Origin of the sequence: Microvirga terrae (assembly GCF_013307435.2) — a bacterium.
Lineage (GTDB): Bacteria > Pseudomonadota > Alphaproteobacteria > Rhizobiales > Beijerinckiaceae > Microvirga > Microvirga terrae.
The window spans coordinates 35,026-55,315 of the sequence record NZ_CP102845.1 but is presented as its reverse complement, the minus strand read 5'-3'; the positions used below and the strand labels follow the sequence as shown (position 1 = coordinate 55,315).

The window sequence follows — 20,290 nt, the reverse complement described above, 5'->3', positions numbered from 1 at the left end:
GCGCGGACCACCGCCATGCCCGACAAACCCCCGGCCACGATCAGCGAGCAGGACACCCGGATTCTGATCGAGGGGGGCAGCCTCTTCGCCAGGATCTGGACGCCGGAGGTTCCTGCGAATGCCGGGCGTGCGCCGATCGTGCTGCTCCACGATTCCCTCGGCTGCGTGGAGCTCTGGCGCAGTTTCCCGAAGGCTCTCGCGGCTGCGACGGGCAGGCGGGTCATCGCCTATGATCGCCTCGGCTTTGGCCGCTCGGATGCCTATCCGTGTCGGCTGCCGTTCGACTTCATCGGCCGGGAGGCGCAGCACGTCGTGCCCCAGGTGTGCGAGCAGCTCGACGTGCGGGACTTCATCGTCTGCGGCCACAGCGTGGGGGGCGCCATGGCCGTCGAGACGGCAGCCCGCTTCCCGACGCGGTGCCGCGCGCTCGTCACGGTCGCCGCTCAGGCCTTCGTCGAGGACAGGACCCTCGAGGGTATCCGCGTCGCGCAGCGCGACTTCCAGGATCCGGCCCAGCTTGCGCGCCTGGCGCGATACCACGGCGACAAGGCCCCATGGGCCGTCGAGGCCTGGATCGGCACCTGGCTGTCGCCTGATTTTGCGCATTGGTCCCTGGACGAGGCCCTGGAGGCGGTCCGCTGCCCGGTGCTGGCCATTCATGGAGAGCGTGACGAGTACGGTTCTGTCGAACATCCCCGACGCATCGCCGCCGGGCGTGGCACGGCCTGCATCCTGCCAGGAGCCGGGCACGTGCCGCATCGGGAGGACGAGAGGCTCCTCACCGACGTGATCTCCCGTTTCGGGAGAGAAATCGAAGCTGACGGCGTCGCCTAGGGGCCATCACGGGTCGTGGGCGTCCACAAGGCCCACGCGGGGGCGCGGCAGCATCGCGCAAGTCCCGGGCCGTTGTCGCCGGGTGGCGGCGTCCCACATTCGACAGTCTCGAAGCCGTTGCCCCAGGAGGCGAAGCATGGATCACCGCGAGGAGAGGATTCGGACGAGGGCGTACGAGATCTGGGAGCGCCGGGGCCGGAGCGGCAATCCCGAGGACCATTGGCTGGAGGCGGAACGTGCCCTCAAGGCCGAGGACGGGTCATCCGAGGCCGCATCGGACCGCTCGGACGCGACGGTCGAGGAGGCGCCTCCCGTCGCGGCCGTCGAGGCCCTTGAAGCCGCGTCCGTGGCTCCGGCCAAGACCAGGCGCCCCCGCGGATCGACCAAGGGCTCGACCTGAGGTCCGACAGGTTCCATCCCGGCTTCGGGACAGGATGCGGCGGAAAAGCCGCGGCCGGTCGCCCGAACGCCCGGCGCACCCGGACAGCGCATCTGGACAGACCACGGCAGACTTCCTAACAGCCTCTGTGAAACGCTCGGTTCGAACCAACAGGGGCATATGGGAATGACAGTCGACGAGAGCCCCCGCAGGGCATCCCGCCAGGGGATTCCGACAGGCGTCTGGGCTCTCGGCTTCGTGTCGATGCTGATGGACATCTCGTCCGAGATGATCCACGCCCTGTTGCCGATCTACATGGTGTCCGTGCTCGGCGCCTCGGCGCTGGCAGTCGGGATCATCGAGGGCATTGCCGAATCCACCGCCTCCATCACCAAGATCTTCTCCGGCGCGCTCAGCGACTGGCTCGGCCAGCGCAAGCTCCTGGCGGTTCTCGGCTATGGTCTCGGGGCGCTCACCAAGCCGATCTTCCCGCTGGCATCTGCCATCGACGGCCTCATCGCGGCGCGCTTCCTCGACCGGATCGGCAAGGGCATCCGCGGCGCGCCGCGCGACGCCCTGGTGGCCGACATCGCGCCGCCGCATCTGCGCGGGGCGAGCTTCGGGTTGCGCCAGTCCCTCGACACCATCGGGGCCTTCACGGGACCCCTGCTGGCCATCGGGCTGATGTGGCTGACAGCCGATCATTTCCAGACCGTGTTCTGGGTCGCCGTCGTTCCGGCCGTTCTGGCCGTGGCCGTGCTGCTGATCTGGGTCAGGGAACCGGAGCGCCCGCCGGGGCTGCGCCAAGTGCGCATGCCGCTGAGCCGGAGCGAGCTCCGCCGGTTGGGCGCCATGTACTGGTGGGTGGTAGCGGTGGCCGCATTGTTCACCCTGGCGCGGTTCAGCGAGGCCTTTCTGCTGCTTCGGGCGCAGTCGGTGGGCTTGCCGGTGGCGTTCGTTCCCCTTGTGCTGGTCATCATGGGGGTGGCCTATTCGCTGTCGGCCTATCCGGTCGGTGTGCTGGCCGACCGCATGGACCGCGTGACGCTCCTGATCGTCGGGCTGCTGATGCTGGTAGGGGCCGATTTGGTCCTGGCCTTTGCGTCCGGACTGGGGGCTCTGGTGGTCGGCGTCGCGCTCTGGGGGCTGCACATGGGGTTCACCCAGGGCCTGCTCGCCACCCTGGTGGCGGAAGCGGCCCCGGCGGAGCTGCGCGGCACGGCCTTCGGCATGTTCAACCTGGTCACCGGGGTGGCGCTGCTGCTGGCGAGCGTCCTTGCCGGAGCCCTCTGGGACAGCCTCGGACCCCAGGGCACGTTTCTGGCGGGAGCCGCCTTCGCTGCCCTGACCCTGGCAGGGGTGATGTCCATTCGTGCCCGCCTGGGCTAAAGCATCGGACGTGAAAAGTGGACCCACTTTTGGGATCGGACCCGTGGGGTTCCGGGTCCAAAAGGATAGGTTCAGGCAATGCCCAGGCTTGGCCTTGATTCAGCCCCGGGGCAGACACGATCGGGCTCTGCGATAGGGGGCGTTCGAGCCAGGATCAGCACCCCAGGATCAAAGCCCAACGATCAGAACCCAAGGATCGATGCCCATGTCGCGGGATGAGCCTTTTCCCCTGAGCCACTTCTCCCCCCGGCTGCAAGCGGTGATCTGCGGCGAGTTCGGCGGCCGCTGCCCGAGCCTTCAGGAGGTGGCGGCGATCCCGGATGCCCGCTGGCTCACCACCCCGGCGATCGGCCCGGCCCTGCTGCGCAAGATCCGGGCGGTTGGGCAGTGCGAGGAATGCCCGGCCGGGCCGCTCAGCGATGGCGAGCTGCTCGCGCGCCTGGCGGCCCTGCAGGAGGAGCTGCGGCTGCTCCAGCAGGCGGTGCGCACCGCGATCCCGGCCCGCGCCGGGGGGCCGCGCCGGCTGCTGCCGCGCCCGGCCTCCGGCCACGGCCCGCAGGAGCGCCGGTCCGCCGCACGCGCGCCGGCCGATCACGGCTGGTCCACCAACCCCTGAGCCGACGCATCGGAGGACTGCCCCGGAGCCGCGGCAACGGCCGGCGCGGACGCCGGCGGCGCGCAGAGGCCTGCCATCTGGATCAGGCCGAAGCCGAAGACGGGATCGCGCCCGGGCTGGCCGAGGTCACGCGTATGCTGCTCGAGGCGTGACTGGACCTCCTTGACGTCCAGCGTGGGGTTCGATGCGATCACCAGGCTTGCGGCAGCGGAGACGAACGGCACCGCGTAGGAGGTTCCCGTCCGCAGCACGCCGCTGCCCTCCGCCGAGGCCGTCCAGACGTTCACCCCGGGAGCGGACAGGTCGACATAGGGGCCACGGGTGGCGCGCCGGTAGACGTTGAGGTCGTGGTCGATGGCCGTCACCGCGACGACGCCCGGATAGGCTGCCGGGTAGGACGGCTCGGCCCCGGGACCGTTGTTGCCGGCGGCGGCAACGAACACGATGCCCTTGGCCTGGGCCGCTGCGACGGCCTGTTGCAGAACCTCGTTGGCCGGCCCCGACAGGCTCATGTTGATGACCCGGACCCCGCGCTCCGCCAGGGTCTCGATGGCGGCCACGAGGGTCATCACGTCGGTCCGGTCGGCCGTGCCGCCATCCCGGTAGAAGGCATCGACGGCCATGATCCGCGCCTGCGGCAGGAGACCGGGCGTCCGGCTTGTCGGCCGTCCGACGAGAAGGGCCGCGACCGCCGTGCCGTGATCCTGCAGCGACGGGACCGCATGGCGCTCCGGCTGGGCGATGACCTGGACTGCTTGCCCGTTCAAGGCCGGGTGCTCGACATTCACCCCGGTATCGATCAGGCCGATGAGGGGAGCCGGGCCGCATTGGGGCGTCTCCGCGTCGGACCACTTCACGAGCGAAGCCCAGTTCACGGGAGGCTGGACCAGGCACTCGGCGCCCGTGCAGGCGGGCGGGTGCTCGTCGAGGTAATAGAATTCGTCGAAATCCACCGAGGCCCGCGCATCGGCGAGACGGACCAATTGCCGGGCTTGGGCGACCGACAGGCCAGCCGGGGCCCGCAGCCTGACCACTTGGGCGGCGATGCTGCCCTGGGTCCTGGCCTCGATGCGAAAACCCTGAGCGGTCAACCGGGCCAGGTTCTCGGGCGACAGGCCCGACGCCACGATGGAGCGTGTCGATTGCCGTGGCTTGGGCCGCCGGTCGATGTCCTCGGCGACCGGGAGGGGGCTGAGCGGCTTGACCTTGGCCGGAACAGCCGCCCGTGCGGCCGGCGTTCGCGTCGCGGACTTGGCCGCAGACTTCGCGGGAGACTTGCCTGCAGACTTGGCCGTGCCGGGTGTCGTCGATCCGGATGCGGTGGCCTTGCCTCGGCCCGCCGATGTCTTGCCGGCGCTCGCGCGGGCTCTGTCATTGGAGCGGGGATTGGCACCGTTCGATGCAGCACCGGCATGCAGTGGGCCGACCTTCACAGGTCCGCTGCCAAGGCCTTGGCTCGCACCCGCAACGGCTCCGTTGGCGGAATTGACGCTGCCGCTCGTTCCGGCATTGGCCTTGCTGCCATTGCCGCCGGCATTGCTGTTGCCCTTGCCCGCACCAAGGCCGCCGCCAGCGCTGGCTCCGCCGCCGAGGCTGCCTCCGTACCCGGCGCCTCCCGCATTGCCCCGGCCGGACCCGCCGCCTACGCCGCCGCCAAGACCACCGGCATTCGAATTGCCTCTGCCGCCGTTGCCATTGCCGCTTGCTGCGCTGCCGCCGGCCGCACCATTGCTCTTCCCGCCGCCGTTTCCGTTGCCGCCGCTGTTGCTGTTTCCTCCGGCATTGCCGTTCCCGGGACCTCCGGCCCCGCCGCGTCCGCCATCCGAATTGCCGTTCCCGTTTCCTGCGCCACCGCCGGCCGAGCCCCCGCCGTTCCCGCCTGCGTTGCCATTCCCGTTGCCGCCACCGTTGCCGCCGCCGTTGCCGTTGCCGCCACCATTGCCGTTTCCACCGCCGCCTTTGGCGAACGCAGCTTCGCTTGCGACGGGAAGACCTGAATCATGGCCAAGATCCAGCTGAATGCGGACGGGGAGGGCAACAGCAAGGCCAGCCACCGCAACAAGGGTATGTCGCCACCAGCGTGTCATGGTTCCCTTTCGTGCCGGCAACTCAGCCGTAAACTTGGCCGTTGCAGGTCCATCCGCTTGTCAACGCGTGATGGGGCCTAAAAAGTTGCTCGGACCATCCACAAAATTGCATGTCATGTAGACTATCCGAGATGAACCGGAGCGAACCAATCACGAAATATGTCCGATGGTTAGCTTGACCATGGGATCGGGCTTGTGCCGTCTGCTCGGCAGCATGGATCGTGGCGTATGCCACCCCGTCGTGAGCCCTGCAACGGCCCTTTGTGTATCCTTGCGATAGACAGCGGTGCCGGTATTCGACGCGATGTCGAAGCTCCCGTCCTCTTCTGGCCGAGGCCGCTCATGGTGTTGAACGCCAGGGTCGGGAAACCGACCCACCCTACCTGAGATCGAACCTCAGCCGGATTGCCACAGCCCTCGGCTATTCCGAGGCGAGCGCCGTCACGCGAGCATTCCGGCGCTGGTCCGGTCGGTCTCCAGCGGCCTGGCGTGTGGACCCGGCTCCGGCTCCGCCCGGCAATCCTGGGCGCGGCCCTCGGCTTCGATCAGATCGGCGAGGCTGGAGGCCGGAACTCTCGAACGGTGGAATAAAGGCTGCTCGTGTCTCGGGATGTCAAGTCGATGGCTCTGATGGTCAAGCAACAGCGTCGGGATCGGGTAGTCTCGTGGTCATAGAGCCAGCAGCCAAGGACAACCAGAGCCAACCTGGAGCCCAAGGCCGTCCCGACACCGACATGTTCGCATTGAGGAGGACAGCTCATGCGCTGCACATCTGCTCTCGCTGCTGTTGCGGCTGTCGCGTGCACGGCCGTCCCGTTGCATGCAGAGGCTCAACCGCGGGATCGCCAGGTTAGGCAAGGCGATCCTCTCGTCCTGAGAGTGAGGCCGCGCAATTCCTTTGGTCGGGTCCCGCTCTACCTCATCGGCTCGACCTATGAGCCAAGAAACGCCTTCGATCCGATCGAGCTTGTGGCGCCACTTGGCCCCTCGGCCAACAATGTCACGATCACGTTGCCCCTATCCTCGGCGCATTGTCAGTTCACACGGGTCGACGCCACTCTGTTTGCCAGTCCCGGATGCCTGAGTCGATAAGACCAGTCGGACAGGCGCCCTTTGTGCCACACGGATGCATCCGCAGCACTCCATCCGTGCCTCAGGCTTTGTGATCCTGCGGAGAGGAGGTTTCCATGAAGATTCTGACCATGCTCATCGGTGGAGCGTTGACGGCTTGCGCAGGGTTCGCTTCTGCCCAATCGCAGCCCAATCCGATCCAGGGCACGCCCAACTCGCTCTTCCCCTACGCGGCTCCGAACGAGGTTCAGATCATCAACGGGGTGCCGTGCCGGACGGTTCTCGTTCAGGGCAGCAACATGCGCGTTCCAGTGGAATGCGCCGGTCAGGTCGCGACAGGGACCTTCGAGCCGAGTTCAACGGGGAGCATCCGGGTCGAGGAAGGAAGCGGACGCACCTTTGTGGGCCGACCGATCTCTGGCACGCCCAACTCGATTTTCCCTTATGCCGCGCCGAACGAGGTTCAGATCATCAACGGGGTGCCCTGTCGCACGATCCTCGTTGACGGCACCTATCGGGTTCCCGTGGAGTGCGCCCACTGAACGACGGTCACGGTCCTGGCATTGCGCGACGCGTGGTGCAACCCATCGTCGATGACGATGTCAGGAATCCGTGGGTGGCCTCGCATTCCGCCGGTATGGGGACGCCGGGTCGCGCTCCCATAGCGCCCTCGAAGCCTTGTCCAGCCCTCATGAGACGCCTGTCGCCTGGTCGACACTTCATGCTCGTTCATCGCGCCAAGCTGCGGGGCGCGACGAAATCGACTGGTCCGAAGGGGTTGCGCGATCCCACGAAGGGCCCGTTCGTGATCGGGTCCGGCAGAACACCCTGCCCGAAGCGCTCACGGTTCGACGCATAGGGTGGGCTCAGAAGATAGGCCTGCGTTTGCCCGTAGCCGCTGATGCCCGGGTCGATCGATCCGACAGGAACCACCGTGCCCGGGTCCAGGAAACTCCTCGGCGTCACGCGCAGGACCAGCGGGCCGCCTTGTTCAAGGGTCTGGCGTCGGCGATTCTGAGCCTCCACGTCCTGGGGAAGGACCAGGAGTGCCGCGGCGGCGATCATGATGATGACGGATGAATGGTGCATCGGACGTCCTCCTCTCTCGAAAGCCGTCGTTGCAGACATTGTCGCGGTGTGCAGTGGCCTTGGCCAATGACCACCGCGACAATGTCTGCGGGATCTCCGACGGAACGGTCGGGTTGCGGAAAGAGCCCCGTCCAGTCTTGTCCGAACGGGGCCGAGTTCAGCCGGAGGCCTCGACAAGGGATGAAGGGAAGAGCGGGAAAGGCCTCCCAGGTCGGATCATGCCTGATCGCCGGAGGGCCGCTTGACCGATGAGGACAATCTTTGAACGTTCTGAGACAGACACGCGTTCAATGCGACGACGCGCGCCCGAACGCCGCCCCTTCAACGACGCGGCAGCCTCCAAGGACGTTCACGAGCGGAATGGCCGACCTTGGCCTTCCATCCGCACCGCCGGGATGAGCTGATCGTCGCGTCGACACCAGCTACTCCTCATTTTGGACCCAAGAGGGCTTTCCCCGCCCCAGCCCGGCCGACCCGATCCCTTTGAGGAACGGGTTTTTCCGTTCATGGTTGGCTCATTGGTTGCCTCGGCGGCAACCCCAATAGGGCAAGAGCAACCCGGAGCGCTGATCTCCCATGGACAAACGCCACACCGCAGACGCTTTTCCCGACCGAGCCGCAGCGGCTTGGCCGTTCCGAGGCGGAGAGATGGCCGGCCGCATGCGTGATCACGACTGGACGGCAACCCCGCTTGGTCCGACCGAGACTTGGCCGCAGGCGCTGCGTACGGCCGTCGAGATGGTGCTCGCAAGCCCGCTCGTCTCGTCCCTCGTGTGCGGGCCCGACCGGATCCTGATCTACAATGACGCGGCCGCGGTATTATACGGAACCCGCCATCCCGCTGCACTCGGACGCCCTCTGCCGGAAACCTTTCCTGAAGGGTGGAGGACGGTCGCGCCCCTCTACGAGCGCGTCTTCACGGGGGAAAGTATCCAGGTCACCGCCCAGCCGCTCGATACGCGCGGCGAAGGCGAGGCCGCCTCGAACATCTTCGACGCCGTCCTGATCCCGCTCCGTGACGAGCAGGGCCGCGTCGCCTACGCGCACATGACGGGGTTCGAGGTCGGCGGCCGCCTGCGCGCCGAGGCTGCGTTGCGCGAAAGCGAGGAGCGGCAGGCGTTCCTGCTGAAGCTCAGCGACGCACTACGGGCCGAGCCAAACGCGGACGCCATCGCGAACTGTGCGCTTCGGATGTTGATTGCGAAGATGCAGCTCGACCGCAGCTACATCACGGTCTACCGGCTGGATGAGAACCGCGCCGACGTCACCCACCAGTTGGGGAACGATCGTGTGCCGCCGCTGCCCGAAATGTTTGTCTTGTCCGATTTCCCCGAAGCTTTTCGAGCCTTACACGACCGGACCTTCGTGATCGAGGACGACTTCGAACGACAGGGCCTATCGGACGCCGAGAAGCACAATAGCCGTAGCCTCGGGATGCGTGCCATGGTGGCTCCGACACTTCGTAAGGGCGAGAGCCATCCGCTCTGGTCCATGGTTGCGATTTCAGCGCAGCCTCGGCGCTGGACGCGAGGCGAGATTACCCTTGTGGAAGAAGTGGCGGAGCGCACCTGGGCGGCAATGGAGCGGGCGTGTGCAGAAGAGGCGCTGCGCGAGAGCGAAGGAAGCCTGCGCGTCATCATGGACAACGTCCCGGCGATGATCGGCTTCTACGACCGCGAGTTTCGCTATCGTGCCATCAACGAGGAGTTCAGCCGGTTCTTCAAGCGGCCGAAGGAAGGGATTATCGGCCGCACCGTGGCGGAAATCGCAGGCGAGCGTATCTTCGCGAGTTTGAAACCGTGGATGGAGCGGACGCTGGCCGGCGAGACAGTGCGGTGCGAGGATCAGGGCTGGAGGGCGGCCGATCCGAACCTCTGGGGCTGGACGGAGGAGAACTACATTCCGCACTTCGCCGCGTCCGGCGAAGTTGACGGCTTCTATGCCCTTGTCTTCGACATCACGGAACGCAAGAAAGCCGAGGAAGCTCTGCGTGAGAGCGAGGAGCGCTTCCGGGCTCTCGCCACCGCCGGCAGCTACATGATGTATCGCATGAGCCCGGACTGGCGGCACATGTATCAGCTCTCGGGCGAGGGCATGCTGGCCGATACGGTCGAACCGGTCGCGGACTGGGCCGACACTTATCTCTTGCCTGAAGATCAGCCGGTGATCTTCACCGCCATCGAGGAGGCGATCCGCACCAAGTCTCTTTTCGAGCTGGAGCACCGCGTGCGCCAAGTCAACGGTGGAGTGGGCTGGGTTCTGTCGCGCGCCGTTCCGATCCTCGGGCCTGACGGAAACATCGTGGAGTGGTTCGGCACCGGTGTCGACGTGACCGCGAAGCGCAAGGTCGAAGAGAAGCTGCGCGAAGCGGAGGAACGCTACCGTGGTGAACTCGAGCAACAGGTCCGGGAGCGCACGGCTGATCTTCAGGCGAGCCGCGATCTCCTCCAGGCGACGATGGACTCGTCAATGGATATGATCCAGGTGTTCGAGGCGGTCCGGGACGGGGCTGGCGAGATCGTCGACTTTCGCTGGGTGCTCAACAATCACACCTCTGAGAGCAGGTATGGCAAGGTCGAGGGCGAGAGCCTGCTCACACGCAACCCCGGCGTCGTCCAAGAAGGTATCTTCGGCGCCTTCAAGCGTGTCACCGAGACGGGCAGGCCAGAGCAGGCCGAGCGGCACTACGTGCACGAGCAGTTCGACGGCTGGTTCTACCAGTCCGTCGTGAAGCTCGGCGACGGCGTGGCGACCACTACGAAGGAGATCACCGAGTGGAAGAAGGCGCAGGAAGAGGTCGTCCGTCTCCGGGATGCGGTTGCCCAGGCGAAGCTGCGCGAGAGCGAGGAGAAGTACCGGTCGCTGTTCGAGACCCTCGGCCAGGGATATGCCGAATGCGAGCTCATCCGCGGCGGTGACGGACATGCGACCGATCTTCGATACATCGCGTTGAACCCCGCTCTCGAGCGTCTTAGCGGCCTCAAGGTCGCCGAGACGGTCGGGCGGACGGCGCGCGAGGCCGTTCCGGGCATCGAGGAATCGCAGTTCGAGATGTACGAGAAGATCGTCGACGCCGGTGTGCCGGAGCGGCGCGAGTACGAAGTCGCTCCGTTGGGCCGGTGGTACGAATGCTACGTCTATCCGACCAAGAGCGATCGGTTTTTTGCCCTCTACGAAGATATTACCGAACGCAAACGCCGCGAACGGAATGCCGAACTGATGGCCGAGATCGGCCAGGACCTATCTGTTTTGTCGTCGCCTGACGAGATCATCCAGACGGTGGGTGCGCGCCTCGGCCACTTCCTGCACGCTTCGGGCTGCATTTTTGCGGATGTCGATGAAGTCAACAACGAAGCCACCATTCATCATGGCTGGAATGCCACCGATGTGCCGAGTCTCAAGCAGACATTTCGGCTGGCGGACTATTTTGGCGATGAGTTCGCCCGCGCCGGTCGTGCGGGCGAAACGGTTATCGTTTGCGACACCGCGCGTGACGAGCGGGCGGACGCAGGCGCCTACGCTAGGCTGAAGCTCGGCGCCTTCATCACCGTTCCTTTCCAGCAGCAGGGGCGCTGGATAGCGAACATCACGGTTACCACCAGAGAACCGCGAACGTGGCGCGCGGACGAAATCGAGCTCCTGCAGGAGATTGCAAATCGCGTTTTCCCGCGCATCGAGCGCGCCCGCGCCGAGGCAGCACTGCGCGAGAGCGAGGAGCGATTCCGGCAGTTTGCCGATGCCTCCTCGGATGTGCTGTGGATCCGCGACGCCCAGACCATGACGATGGAATACCTGAACCCGGCCTTCGAGCGGGTGTACGGACACCCGCGGCAGAAGGTCCTAGCGGAAGGCCTGGGCGAATGGGGAGAGCTGATCCACCCGGAGGACCGTGACATGGCTCTGGAGAAGATGGAGTGTGTGCGCCGAGGGGAGCGGATCACTCATGAGTTCCGCCTCCTGCATCCGGATGGAGGAATCCGCTGGATCGAGAACACCGACTTCCCGCTCTTTGACATGCAGGGGAAGGTCCAGCGCATCGGCGGCTATGCCAAGGACGTGACGGAGAAGAAGGAAATTGCCGAGCGAATGAAGGTGCTGGTGGCCGAACTCCAGCATCGCACCCGCAACCTCATCGTCGTGGTGCGCTCCATTGCGGACCGGACGCTGGCCACCAGCTCCTCTCTTGACGAATTCCGGGGCCGCTTCCGTGACCGCATGGGTGCGCTCGGGCGGGTGAACGGTTTGCTGTCGCAGCTCAACGAGCGTGACCGCATCAGCTTCGACGAACTGATCCGGACGGAACTCGCCGGGCATGGGGTCGTGGATGGCGAGGGACATGAGCAGGTGACGCTGGAGGGACCGAAAGGCATACGCCTCCGCTCCGCCACAGTGCAGACCTTCGCGCTGGGGCTGCATGAGCTCGCCACCAATGCGGTCAAGCACGGGGCGCTCTCCCGTCCGGAGGGGCGCCTCGCCATCCGCTGGGGCCTGGTTCCCGGACAGGACGGGGAGCCCCGCCTGCGGGTGGAGTGGCAAGAGAGCGGCGTGACTGTGCCCCCGCCTGCCCGAGGGCAGCCTTACCGGAGGGGCTCCGGGCGTGAACTGATCGAGCGGTCACTTCCCTATCAGCTCGGTGCCGACACATCGTACGAACTCACGCCGGAAGGGGGTGCGTTGCACGATCACCCTGCCGATCTCCACCATGCACTGGGAGGCGGAGCATGCCTGATCCTCTGACTGCCTCTGCCCTGCGCGGCCGCCGCATCCTGGTGGTCGAGGATGAGTACATGATGGCCGAGGACTTGCGGTGCGACCTGGAAGAGGCGGGGGCCCAGGTAATCGGCCCGGTGCCGAGTGTGGCGGATGCGCTGAGGCTGCTGGCGACGGAAATGAGCATCGACGCGGCGATCCTCGACGTGAACCTCCGAGGCGAGAAAGCCTATCCGGTCGCCGACGTCCTGCGCGAGCGCACCATCCCCTTCGTGCTGGCAACCGGCTACGAGCAGTGGGCGCTGCCGGAGGCCTACAAGGACGTGCCCCGCTGTGACAAGCCGGTCGACCTGCGCCACCTCGCTCTTGTGCTCTTCAATTGATGTTGCATCAACGGACTGGATTATTGGTGGACAGGATCGCTCCTCGCGTGGGGCTGACCTGGGTCGAACTTCGGTGAGGGCAGCCGACCTTCGCACAGCGTCCCCTAAGGGCCCAATCCGACCCAAAGCAGTTCTCAGGATTGCCTGTGTCGTGGATCAAGCTTGGCTCAGACAAGGTCGCGAGGCCGAGCCGCCCCTGGCGGATGAGCGCCGCCAGACAAGACGCACGATGCGACGATGTCGTGCTTTCGAAAGCGTCGTTGCATTCTCCGGCGCGACTGTGCGCGCAACAGGACGCTTCAGGGATCCACAGGAAATCGGACGATGACGCTCGTGCCAGTGCCGTCCCCATCGGTTGCGATGGTGCCGCCGAGCTGGGCCGCCATGGAGCGGATCAGGCGCGTCCCGAGACCCGCCGATGGTCTCGGCCTGCTCTCCGGGGTCAATCCGATTCCGTCATCCTCAACGGCGACCCTGAAGGTGTCTCCCCGGCGGCTGAAATCGACCGTGATTGTGCCGCCGCGGTCGTCGGGAAAGGCATATTTAAGGCTGTTCGTCAGCAGCTCATTGATGATCAGCCCGACAGGGACCACGCGCTCCTGTGGCAGCAGATGACGCTCTGCCCGCACGGTGATTGCGATCGGCCGAAGGTCCACCAGCGCGGCCTTCAGGTCATCGCAGAGCTCGGTGATGAAGTCGGCGGCGTTGACGACCGCGCTGGTGCCCTCGCCCAGCCGCAGGCGCTCCTGCACCCGGCTGAGGACGTGGATGCGGTCGGCCGCGGAGGTCAAGGCCGACCTCGCTGATGGGTCGTGTACCGTCCGCTCCTGGAGCCGCACCAGCGCCGTGAGCATCATGAGGTCGTTCTTCATCCGGTGGCCGGCTTCCCGCAGGAGCAGATCCTTCTCCTGCTCGGCGGCTGCGAGCCGTCTGTTCGCCTGCGTGAGCCCGTGGGCGGTGGTGTGCAGGGCCTCGATGATCCCTGCCGTGGTGAACCCGATCACGAGGTACAGGATGAGGCCGAGGGTGGCCCGATGATCCTCAATCCTAAGGCTCCCGACCGGCTCAAGGAAGAAGTAGTCCGCCAGAACAGCGCTCAGTGCGACCGTGTAGAAGCCGCTGCCCCGGTTGAACAGGACGGCGTTGACGATAATGGCCATGAAGAACAGCAGGAAGGGGAACGCGGGCAGGTACGCGCTAAGGCCGATGCGCAGCACCAGCATGATCAGGACGACCAGCGTCGCGCCCAGATAACGGGCCCAGACCGGCCAGCTTCGCGTGAGGAAGGTATAGGTGAAGAATGCCTGCATGTCCGAGCCGTCAAGCCTTTCCGACGGCCGAGGTTCCCATTGAGGGAGGGGCAAAATGCCGGAACGGATGACGCTAAGCTTCGTTCGGCCTAACCTCAGGGCCTCAATCATCACGCATTAGACCATTCTCAAGGCCGGGAAAGTTTGCTGTCTGACCCCGCTCGGACGATTATCGGCCCGGTTGAACAAGACGGACCACCCTGCCAGATGCTGGCTTTCCAGACGCAGCCTCGTCGACCTTCGCGAGAAAAGCCTTCGGGGCATAAGGTTTCGTGAGAAGAGGAAAGCCTTCTTCTATGGCAGCCCCTGTGGCGTCGCTGTAGCCGCTCATCAGCAGCACAGGGACGTACGGCCACCGCTCACGCACCGTGCGGGCAAGATCAAGTCCATCCTGACCGCCCGGCATGACCAGGTCGGAACAGACCAGATCGAACGCTTCCGCCTCCAAGACGGCCAGGGCCTCCGCAACGGATCCGCGCACCCGGACGTCATGCTGGGCTTCGGTCAGCAGCATCCGTCCGACCTCTGCGACCTCAGGGTTGTCTTCGACGAGCAGAACGCGCAGCTTGCGCCGGACGCTATCCTGCTGCTCATGCGCGCTGGGGAGCTGGCTGTCGTCTTGCCGCGCGGCCCGAGGCAGATACAGTGTGACTGTCGTTCCTCGACCGGGCTCACTGCGGATGTCGACTGAGCCGCCGGATTGCTGGGCGAAGCCATATACCTGTGCCAATCCGAGGCCCGATCCTCGTCCCACCTCCTTGGTCGTGAAGAACGGTTCGAAGACCCGCGTCAACACCTCGCGCGGGATGCCGGCTCCCGTGTCGCTGACGGTGATCGCGACAGCCTCGGTCAGGCCGCCGTCACGCAGTACCAAGTTCTGTGCCGTCACAACGAACGAGCCGCCTTTCGGCATTGCATCGCGAGCGTTGACGGCCAGATTGATGAGGGCGACCTGGAGTTGAGAGGCGTCGGCCTGTACGGGCCAGAGATCTTCTGCAAGATTCAGCTCAATGGAGATGTCCCCGCGCAGGGATTGCGCCAGCATGTCGTGGGTGGCGGCCATCAGGGACGGGATCTCGATGACCTCGGACTTGAGCGCCTGCCGACGGCCGAAGGCGAGAAGCTGTCCGGTCAATTTCCGCCCCTGATCGATCGCCTGAATGGCGTTCTCAATCAGGCGGGGCTTGCGATCCTCCTTCGCCCGGCGGGCTAGATCGAGATTGCCCAGCATGATCGTCAGCAGGTTGTTGAAGTCGTGGGCGACACCGCTCACCAGAGCCGCCACCGCCTCCATCTTCTGAGCGCGCCGCAACTGCTCCTCCAGCTCGCGCGCCCTGGTGACATCCATGGAAGTGCCGAGCAGCTTTGTCACCCGTCCGGTCGCATCGATGATCGGTCGCACGACCGCGTGTCGGATATAGGGGCCGGACGGCCCTTCACCTTCGACCTCATACTCCACAGGTTGCCTCGACGTGAGGCACTCACGGTAATGCTCCTCGATTGTGGCTCCGATGCTGCCTGGGAAGGCGTCTCGAGGGCTTCTGCCGATCACCTGCTCACGCGACCATCCTGTGATTGCCGCCAGGGCCGGGTTCATTTCTTCGATCGTCAGGGAGCTATCCGGATTGACCCGGGTCAGCAGAAGGCCGACAGGCGCTTCCTGAAGCAGGGCATGGATGCGAGCCTCGCTCTCCTGTAACCGTGCTTGTGTTGCAAGCCGCTGACGGGTCTGCCGGATTGCCAGGAACGTGATGCCTGAGAGTGAACCGGCAACGGCAAATGCCAGACCGGCAGAGAGCACAAGATCCTTGTGCCAGCCGGCGAGCACGACTTGGAGTGAGCGCCCATACGAGACATAGACAGGATAGCCCGGCAGCTTCCTGTTCGCATACAGGCGCTCGACTCCATCGAGCTGAGCCACCTGTCGGTAGGGCGTGTCCGCTCCCCTCTGGATCGCCTGCATCAGGCCGCTCTCTGCCGTCAGCCGCATGGGCTTGCTCAGGGGCTGGGGGCCTCGAGCCAAGATCGTCCCATCGTCCCTGATGATCGAGAACGAGTCATCGGGGCTGAGAGACAAGCTTTTCAGGGCGCCGGCAAAGTAAGCCGGATCCAGGGAGGTCACGATCAGCCCATCGAAGCCTGCCTCAGCCGTTCGCCGCCGCGCGACATTGAAGAACAAGCCGGGGCTGGAGCGTCCGAGCCGCGGTTCGCCGATGTAGGTTCCCGATGGTCGGTCCTTGAGAGCCTGAAAGTAGTCCCGATCCCCGACACGGGAGGTGTCAGGGGCCGGGAAGTACCGGCTGCTGTTGCGGCCTCGACCCTCTGGGTCGATCAGCCAGATCACATCGACGATCGGGAGGTTCTGGTCGAGTTGTAGCAGCCAGCGATGCAAATCCTCGGAGGCGGCGATGTCGTCCCAGGACATACCTTGGATACGATCATCAACCCGGCTGATGAGCAGTTCCTGCAACTCGAACACACGCAGTGCGTGCTCTGCCAGTACATCGGTGGCTCGCCTGACAGTCGCTTCGGCTTCCCGCAGATGCTGCCGGTAGCTCTGCCACGCCCCAAAGCCGAAGAAGAGGAGGGGGATGAGCAGTGAAGCGGCCGCAAGCGCCTGCAACGATGGAAGGGACAGACCTCCAACTCTGGTCGACGGCTTCCTCACTTCAGGGGTGAGAGTGGCGTTAGTCACGACTGACCGATTTGTAGCGATCGCGTGTCCATTCGAGGATCCGTCCGCCACTTAGGCTGCTGTAAGCATCATGGAACCGACCCTTGACTGAGCGTCCGCCCTTGCAGCCTGGGACAGGGCAATGCTCAGGAGTTGGGCTCCGCTCTCATCGGCGACCGTCAGCCGCCATTCAGCCTGGCTGAGTGCCATCCAACTCTTTGACAAGGCTTGGGCGTCCTGAGGGGCATGAGCCCTTGCGGCCTCGAGCGAAGGGAGGGCAACACCCCATGGATCGGGGTAGGTGCGCCGTCCGTCCGAGATATGAAAGAAATCACGCGGCATGGCTGGTCCTCACGGCCGCGCTTACAACGTGAAGCAGGTCCCTTGGTTCCCATCGTCACCCAATGAAATGTTCTCTGTCGTGAGGGCCTGGTTTTGGCATTTCAAGGCAGGGGAGTTTGGAGGCTCGGCTCCTGGCACTCCTCGGATGAAAGCCGAGCGTCTGCTGGCGTCGGGAACAGCGGCCACGAAGGGGCCCTTGGAATCGTTAGGGCAGCAACCTCAGGAAGGCCAGTATCGTCGCCGCGGAATTGTCGGACGCGAGCTGAAAAAACGTGCCGACCTCATTCTCATCCTTGCCGCCGCCTGCGAGATCGGACAGAGAGCGGAACGCGATGAAGGGCGTCTTGTTGGCGTAGGCGACGTGGGCAACAGCCGCCGATTCCATGTCCAGCAATGATGCCCCGAACGCCGTGCCGACATATTCACGGAACGCCTTATTGTCGACGAAAGCCTGGCCTGAGACCCCCTTGCCGCCGACCACGAGCCGCGGCCGGCGCTGAAGGCATTCATTGTTGGCCGTGCACTGCGTTAAGGCCGGCTCGTCCTGAAGCTTTCTCGCCAGATCGAGCAGCCCGGGATCCACCGGAAACCAAAGCACTTTCTCCGGCACGCCGGGGCGTTGCGCAACCTCCCCGGGCTGCGGGAAGATCATGCCGAAGTTCGGTACCGTACGGTCCGCGAAGGGCGGCAATGCAAAGCCACCGTCCACCTCGCGCGCAAACACCGCTTCGAGATACTCGCACCAAGCATCCGGTACGATGACGTCGCCGATCTGGAGCGCCGGATCGACCCCGCCGGCAATACCGGAGAACACCAAGCGGTCGAGAGTGAAATGATCGAGCGCGAGCTGGGTTGTCATGGCCGCATTCACCATGCTGATCCCGCTCAGGAACAGGACCACGGCCTTGCCCGCGATCCTGCCGGTTACGAAGACCGTTTCGTTGACGACCCGCTCCTCGCGATCTGTGAGGCTCGCTTGCAGCGCCAGCCATTCGGGCTGGAAGGCCGAGATGATTGCAGTGCGGCGGACATCATCGCGCGGGGCCGCCCGCAACGGTTCGAGCGGTGCACCGGCGAGCAACAGCCACACACCAAGAAGCGCGACACGAATGCGCCGCATCGTATCCTGGTTCGCGCCAGGAGCTCGCGTCACCGGGTTGGTCAGGGACATTCCCCCCTCACTTCTGATTGCACAGCGTGCCTCACCGCGGTGCGAGGTCGCCGATGAGGTCGTTGACCACCTTGGACATCGTCATGGCGGCTGAGATGTTGAACCTGTTGATCGCGACGAATACCCCGATGCCCCGGGCCGGCGAAAAGGCCGTGTAGCTAAACATCCCCTGCAAGCCGCCGGCCTTTTGAAGGATCAAGGGCCGGTCGCCCTCCGGCCGCATAATGATCCAGCCCAGCCCGATGGCATCCATGCGGCCGGATTCGTCGAGGCTGAGAACAGGACGCAAGCCGTCGCGCTGGACGTATGCCGCGTGATCAAGGAGGCGGATTTCGGCACCCGTGGCATCCGTCCGATCCAGATGCCATGCCAGCCAGCGCAGGATGTCGTTCGTCGACGAGTAGAGACCGCCCGAACCGACCGCCATGGAGCTTGTGGGAACCACCGGCATCGGGCTGCCATCGATGTCGTGGCCCTGCATCAGGTTCGAGAGTTGGGCTTCAGTTGGCGAGAAGGTTGTTGCCGTCAGCCCCGCGGGCTGAAGCACGCGCTCACGCAGCAGATCCTCGTAAGGGCGCTTGGCGGCGGAGGACAGGGCCTGCGCCAGGAGATCGAAGGCGATGTTCGAGTACTGTGCCCCTGTTCCCGGGGGGAACAGCAGCCGGTCCTGCTTCAGGTGGGCGATGAACGCCTCCTTGGTGAGGGTCCGCATCGGATCCTCGGGCGGGCTCGGCGGGCGCCCGATCTCCCGCGGCAAGCCGCTGGTATGGGTGACGAGGTCGATGAGGCGGATCGGACGACCGTCTCGGGTCGGAACAGCAACATCCCAATTCAGGTGCCTGTCGAGCGGGTCCGTCAGCCGCACCGTCCCGTCGGCCACCAGGCTGGCTAGGACCGCGCCGGTGAAGACCTTCGTGATCGAACCCACCCGCATCAGGGTGTCGCCGTCGGGAGCCTGGTCGACGCTATCGCTCGTCCGACCGAAGCCGGCCACGGCGGTCTCGCCGTTGCGCACGGCGCCGATGATGAGACTAGGAACCCCAGAGCTGTAGTAGAGGATGGAGCCCGTGAAGTTGATGCTCTCCTCGAGGAGTCGGTCGCGGGCGTGGGCAGGGGGAGCCAGGCTGACTGCAAAGGCAGCAACGGCGATGGTGACCCACATCCTCATGGCAGCATCCTGCTAGGTCGCGTGTAGCCATGTTAGCAGATGCTTGCTGCCCGAACTTGGGCGGAGAAGCTAGGCCTATCCCGAATTGCCAAAGCCTGCCTTTGTGAAAGGTCGGCTCATGTCACGACTCTTCGCTATCATCTTGGTCATTCTTCCGTCTGGAGGCGTGCAACATCGCCAAGACTAAACGCAGACGATAGCGATGGTGACGGCGGAGATGCCGAGCACCTCAAGAAGGCAAAAAAGGTCGCTTCACTGCTGCGGCGATGAGCCCACCACAGCCTTCCAGATTGCATCCTTGGCCGTGACGAGGGCTGGAGTGGCAAGTTCGGTCGGAGGCTGCGTCCGCTTTTCCCCAGCCGTCACGAGCACAGCCATCCAGATCTCTCCATCGGTGGAGTAGGGGTCGCCCTCACCGTTACGTCCGCTCAGCGTCGGCCCGATTCCCGACACCTGATAACGCACCTCGACCATTCCGGCCTGCACGAGGTCGGAAATCAATCCGTCACGCTCCGCATCGATGTCCGGAGCAATGTGATGGGTGACCTGACCCGTGTATCGGCTCAAGCCCACGCCGCGGTCGAAGGTCGCCGAACCGAGCCAGACGGGGCGGCCTTCCTGCCCGCGCGCCAGAACGTTCCAGAGCCGAACGTGGTGCCGACGGTCGGCGCTCGAGCCCACAGGCTTCTCGAAAGCGAGATCCTCCCGTCGTCCCTCGTAGAAGAGGGGGCTGACCGGAGCATCCGGATCCGGCCGGTCGAGGACCACGCTGCCGATGATCTTCAGACTGGTCCGGAAAGTGATCGGGTCGGCCGGATGCCAGCCGGCAGCGTGCATGGCTCGCACGATATCCTCCTGGGAGCCGACGAGGCCGACATTCAGTGGATCGCCAGGGATGCCCTGTCCCGTGTGGGTCAGCATGGGCTGACCCTCGAGGCCGCGCTGGTGCTCGTAGTGGGACCATGCCGATGGCAGGGCCACGTAGGCGAGAACACCGTAGAGCCCGAGAAGGATCAGGCCCAACAGCAGGCCGCTTCTCACCTTTGGGTGACGGGGCGACGGCATGG

At 65.1% G+C, this 20,290-nt stretch carries 16 protein-coding genes; 8 read left to right on the top strand and 8 right to left on the bottom strand.

The window, feature by feature from the left end; genetic code table 11:
• The first annotated feature begins 15 nt into the window (after positions 1–15).
• The 4 genes from HPT29_RS00225 (at position 16) to HPT29_RS00210 (ending at position 3,218) form a co-directional block, all read left to right on the top strand.
• On the top strand, positions 16–834 hold the full coding sequence (locus HPT29_RS00225; RefSeq protein ID WP_173946011.1) for an alpha/beta fold hydrolase: 819 nt from the start codon (positions 16–18) through the stop codon (positions 832–834).
• A 136-nt stretch (positions 835–970) separates the two neighbouring features.
• Positions 971–1,234: a DUF2934 domain-containing protein gene (locus HPT29_RS00220; RefSeq protein ID WP_173946012.1), complete on the top strand. Its 264-nt coding sequence runs from the start codon at positions 971–973 to the stop codon at positions 1,232–1,234.
• A gap of 165 nt (positions 1,235–1,399) precedes the next feature.
• Positions 1,400–2,602 carry an MFS transporter gene (locus HPT29_RS00215; RefSeq protein WP_247654341.1) on the top strand — a complete coding sequence of 401 codons (1,203 nt, stop codon included), beginning with the start codon at positions 1,400–1,402 and terminating at the stop codon, positions 2,600–2,602.
• 205 nt (positions 2,603–2,807) lie between these two features.
• On the top strand, positions 2,808–3,218 hold the full coding sequence (locus HPT29_RS00210) for a MerR family transcriptional regulator (RefSeq protein ID WP_210804795.1): 411 nt from the start codon (positions 2,808–2,810) through the stop codon (positions 3,216–3,218).
• Here HPT29_RS00210 and HPT29_RS00205 read toward each other — a convergent pair.
• Positions 3,194–5,305, bottom strand: a complete 2,112-nt coding sequence (locus HPT29_RS00205) for a S8 family serine peptidase (RefSeq protein WP_173945385.1) — start codon at positions 5,303–5,305, stop codon at positions 3,194–3,196. The two genes, HPT29_RS00210 and HPT29_RS00205, sit on opposite strands and share 25 nt — an antisense overlap.
• A 1,187-nt stretch (positions 5,306–6,492) precedes the next feature.
• On the opposite strand from HPT29_RS00205, the gene HPT29_RS00200 reads away from it, so the two are divergent.
• Positions 6,493–6,918, top strand: coding sequence for a hypothetical protein (locus tag HPT29_RS00200; protein ID WP_173945386.1), 426 nt, complete (start codon positions 6,493–6,495; stop codon positions 6,916–6,918).
• A 187-nt stretch (positions 6,919–7,105) separates the two neighbouring features.
• Here HPT29_RS00200 and HPT29_RS00195 read toward each other — a convergent pair whose 3' ends face one another.
• Positions 7,106–7,465, bottom strand: coding sequence for a hypothetical protein (locus HPT29_RS00195; protein ID WP_173945387.1), 360 nt, complete (start codon positions 7,463–7,465; stop codon positions 7,106–7,108).
• A gap of 648 nt (positions 7,466–8,113) precedes the next feature.
• Here HPT29_RS00195 and HPT29_RS00190 point away from each other — a divergent pair.
• Positions 8,114–12,202 carry a PAS domain-containing protein gene (locus HPT29_RS00190; RefSeq protein WP_259060801.1) on the top strand — a complete coding sequence of 1,363 codons (4,089 nt, stop codon included), beginning with the start codon at positions 8,114–8,116 and terminating at the stop codon, positions 12,200–12,202.
• A complete protein-coding gene (locus tag HPT29_RS00185) occupies positions 12,187–12,558 on the top strand; it encodes a response regulator (protein ID WP_173945388.1) in 372 nt (123 codons plus the stop codon). Before HPT29_RS00190 ends, HPT29_RS00185 begins: the two co-directional genes overlap by 16 nt.
• 299 nt (positions 12,559–12,857) lie before the next feature.
• Here the strand turns inward: HPT29_RS00185 and HPT29_RS00180 are convergent, their stop codons facing one another.
• Complete coding sequence (locus HPT29_RS00180) at positions 12,858–13,868, bottom strand: sensor histidine kinase (protein ID WP_173945389.1); 1,011 nt, start codon at positions 13,866–13,868, stop codon at positions 12,858–12,860.
• 169 nt (positions 13,869–14,037) lie between these two features.
• The gene (locus HPT29_RS00175; protein WP_173945390.1) at positions 14,038–16,293 is read right to left on the bottom strand and encodes a hybrid sensor histidine kinase/response regulator; all 2,256 of its coding nucleotides are present in this window, start codon (positions 16,291–16,293) and stop codon (positions 14,038–14,040) included.
• Positions 16,294–16,296: 3 nt separating this feature from the next.
• On the opposite strand from HPT29_RS00175, the gene HPT29_RS00170 reads away from it, so the two are divergent.
• The gene (locus HPT29_RS00170) at positions 16,297–16,470 is read left to right on the top strand and encodes a hypothetical protein (RefSeq protein ID WP_173945391.1); all 174 of its coding nucleotides are present in this window, start codon (positions 16,297–16,299) and stop codon (positions 16,468–16,470) included.
• Between the two features lie 144 nt (positions 16,471–16,614).
• On the opposite strand, the gene HPT29_RS28780 is transcribed toward HPT29_RS00170, so the two are convergent.
• The 4 genes from HPT29_RS28780 to HPT29_RS00155 all read right to left on the bottom strand — a co-directional run bounded on the left by HPT29_RS28780 (position 16,615) and on the right by HPT29_RS00155 (position 20,288).
• Complete coding sequence (locus tag HPT29_RS28780; protein ID WP_371823125.1) at positions 16,615–16,884, bottom strand: DUF6894 family protein; 270 nt, start codon at positions 16,882–16,884, stop codon at positions 16,615–16,617.
• Positions 16,885–17,089: 205 nt separating this feature from the next.
• Positions 17,090–18,055: a 5'-methylthioadenosine/S-adenosylhomocysteine nucleosidase gene (locus HPT29_RS00165; protein WP_259060382.1), complete on the bottom strand. Its 966-nt coding sequence runs from the start codon at positions 18,053–18,055 to the stop codon at positions 17,090–17,092.
• Between the two features lie 31 nt (positions 18,056–18,086).
• Complete coding sequence (ampH, locus tag HPT29_RS00160) at positions 18,087–19,223, bottom strand: D-alanyl-D-alanine-carboxypeptidase/endopeptidase AmpH (protein ID WP_173945392.1); 1,137 nt, start codon at positions 19,221–19,223, stop codon at positions 18,087–18,089.
• Between the two features lie 252 nt (positions 19,224–19,475).
• Entirely contained in the window at positions 19,476–20,288 is an 813-nt protein-coding gene (locus tag HPT29_RS00155; protein ID WP_173945393.1) for an LssY C-terminal domain-containing protein, read from the bottom strand.
• Positions 20,289–20,290: the final 2 nt, after the last annotated feature.

Excerpts from the sequence above, each read along its gene's own strand:
- HPT29_RS00225 (WP_173946011.1), top strand. The coding sequence starts at position 16 with ATGCCCGACAAACCCCCGGCCACGATCAGCGAGCAGGACACCCGGATT.
- HPT29_RS00220 (WP_173946012.1), top strand. The coding sequence starts at position 971 with ATGGATCACCGCGAGGAGAGGATTCGGACGAGGGCGTACGAGATCTGG.
- HPT29_RS00215 (WP_247654341.1), top strand. The coding sequence starts at position 1,400 with ATGACAGTCGACGAGAGCCCCCGCAGGGCATCCCGCCAGGGGATTCCG.
- HPT29_RS00210 (WP_210804795.1), top strand. The coding sequence starts at position 2,808 with ATGTCGCGGGATGAGCCTTTTCCCCTGAGCCACTTCTCCCCCCGGCTG.
- HPT29_RS00205 (WP_173945385.1), bottom strand. The coding sequence starts at position 5,305 with ATGACACGCTGGTGGCGACATACCCTTGTTGCGGTGGCTGGCCTTGCT.
- HPT29_RS00200 (WP_173945386.1), top strand. The coding sequence starts at position 6,493 with ATGAAGATTCTGACCATGCTCATCGGTGGAGCGTTGACGGCTTGCGCA.
- HPT29_RS00195 (WP_173945387.1), bottom strand. The coding sequence starts at position 7,465 with ATGCACCATTCATCCGTCATCATCATGATCGCCGCCGCGGCACTCCTG.
- HPT29_RS00190 (WP_259060801.1), top strand. The coding sequence starts at position 8,114 with ATGGCCGGCCGCATGCGTGATCACGACTGGACGGCAACCCCGCTTGGT.
- HPT29_RS00185 (WP_173945388.1), top strand. The coding sequence starts at position 12,187 with ATGCCTGATCCTCTGACTGCCTCTGCCCTGCGCGGCCGCCGCATCCTG.
- HPT29_RS00180 (WP_173945389.1), bottom strand. The coding sequence starts at position 13,868 with ATGCAGGCATTCTTCACCTATACCTTCCTCACGCGAAGCTGGCCGGTC.
- HPT29_RS00175 (WP_173945390.1), bottom strand. The coding sequence starts at position 16,293 with ATGTCCTGGGACGACATCGCCGCCTCCGAGGATTTGCATCGCTGGCTG.
- HPT29_RS28780 (WP_371823125.1), bottom strand. The coding sequence starts at position 16,884 with ATGCCGCGTGATTTCTTTCATATCTCGGACGGACGGCGCACCTACCCC.
- HPT29_RS00165 (WP_259060382.1), bottom strand. The coding sequence starts at position 18,055 with ATGTCCCTGACCAACCCGGTGACGCGAGCTCCTGGCGCGAACCAGGAT.
- ampH (WP_173945392.1), bottom strand. The coding sequence starts at position 19,223 with ATGAGGATGTGGGTCACCATCGCCGTTGCTGCCTTTGCAGTCAGCCTG.
- HPT29_RS00155 (WP_173945393.1), bottom strand. The coding sequence starts at position 20,288 with ATGCCGTCGCCCCGTCACCCAAAGGTGAGAAGCGGCCTGCTGTTGGGC.